Origin of the sequence: Microvirga tunisiensis, assembly GCF_009296175.1 — a bacterium.
Classification (GTDB): Bacteria; Pseudomonadota; Alphaproteobacteria; order Rhizobiales; family Beijerinckiaceae; genus Microvirga; species Microvirga tunisiensis.
This window is the reverse complement of sequence record NZ_VOSK01000766.1, coordinates 1-1,315: the sequence shown is the minus strand read 5'-3', so window position 1 is coordinate 1,315 and position 1,315 is coordinate 1. Positions and strand designations below refer to the sequence as shown.

The window sequence follows — 1,315 nt, the reverse complement described above, 5'->3', positions numbered from 1 at the left end:
ACGTCCCGCCACAGGGGGCCGACCCGGTGACGGCAACGGCGCTCGTCCAGACCGATCCGACCGGCGCTTTCGAATGCTCATCGCAACCTCCTCCTTCAGGGTGTTGCGACGACCGTTTGAATCCGTCCAATATTGTTCGATCGAGTATCAGGCCGAGTTGCGAAAGCACGGCATCCGGATCTCGATGTCCGGGAAAGGAAACTGTTATGATAATTCGGTGGTCGAGACGTTCTTCAAGACCTTGAAGTCCGAGTTGGTCTGGCGCACGGTGTTCCAGACCCGAGCTGAGGCCAAGAAGGCGATTGGTCGTTACATCGATGGCTTCTACAACCCAGTCCGGCGCCACTCGACGCTCGACTATGTCAGTCCGGTTCAGTTCGAAAGGCTGGCCCGATAGCTACTAAACCGCTCTCCACAAAAGCGGAGCAAGACCGGATCGCGACATTCTGATGGGGCACACGCAGCCATTCGAGGTCGACCTGCGGGCGGCGGGTGAGCCGATTGGCAGCCTTGAGGTGGCGCTGGACCGTGCCCGCTAGGAGCACCGGCTTCTGGTGCTCGGGCTCCACGGCGGCATGGCCGAAAGCGGGGAGCTGGCCGCCCGGTGCGAAGCGCGCGGCATCCGCTTTACCGGGTCAGGCGCGGCCGCCAGCCGCCTGGCTTTCGACAAGGTGGCCGCCAAGGCGGCGGCGGCCAGAGCCGGCATTGCGACACCGCCCACCCTCACGCTTGAGACCGCCGCGGCGGCTCTGGCCACCTATGGCAAGCTTGTGGCGAAGCCGGTGGCCGACGGATCGAGTTACGGCCTGCTCTTTGTCGAACGCCCTGACGATCTGCGGACGCTTGGCGAGGCGGCGCAGCAGGAGGCCTATCTCATCGAGCCCTTCATCGCCGGTGTCGAGGCCACCTGTGGCGTGCTGGAGCAGGACGGAGCTGTGATCGCCCTGCCGCCGGTGGAGATCCGCCCAGCGGACGGGGCCTTCGACTACACCGCCAAGTACCTGGCGCCCACCACCCGTGAGATCTGTCCCGCAAGCTTCGGCGAGCAGGTCAACGCTGCTTTGCAAGAGGCGGCGGTGACGGCGCATGCCGCCATCGGTGCGAGCGGGTACTCGCGCAGCGATTTCATCGTCACGGCAGATCGTGTGATCTTTCTCGAGATCAACACGTTGCCCGGCCTGACGCGGGCCTCGCTCTTTCCCAAGGAGCTGGCGGCTCAGGGCATCGCCTTCGACGCGTTTCTGCACGGCCAAGATCAGGTTGGCGGCGGCACGGCCTCGTTGAGCGGCATCGCTGCCGCAGGCGCCGTGGGACG

At 65.0% G+C, this 1,315-nt stretch carries 2 protein-coding genes; both read left to right on the top strand.

What is annotated here, in order from left to right; translation table 11 throughout:
• On the top strand, positions 1 to 397 hold a 397-nt coding region (locus FS320_RS43505), incomplete at its 5' end, for an integrase core domain-containing protein (protein WP_244627770.1).
• A 157-nt stretch (positions 398 to 554) separates the two neighbouring features.
• A partial coding sequence (locus FS320_RS43500) for a D-alanine--D-alanine ligase family protein (RefSeq protein ID WP_338105707.1) occupies positions 555 to 1,315 on the top strand: 761 nt, incomplete at its 3' end.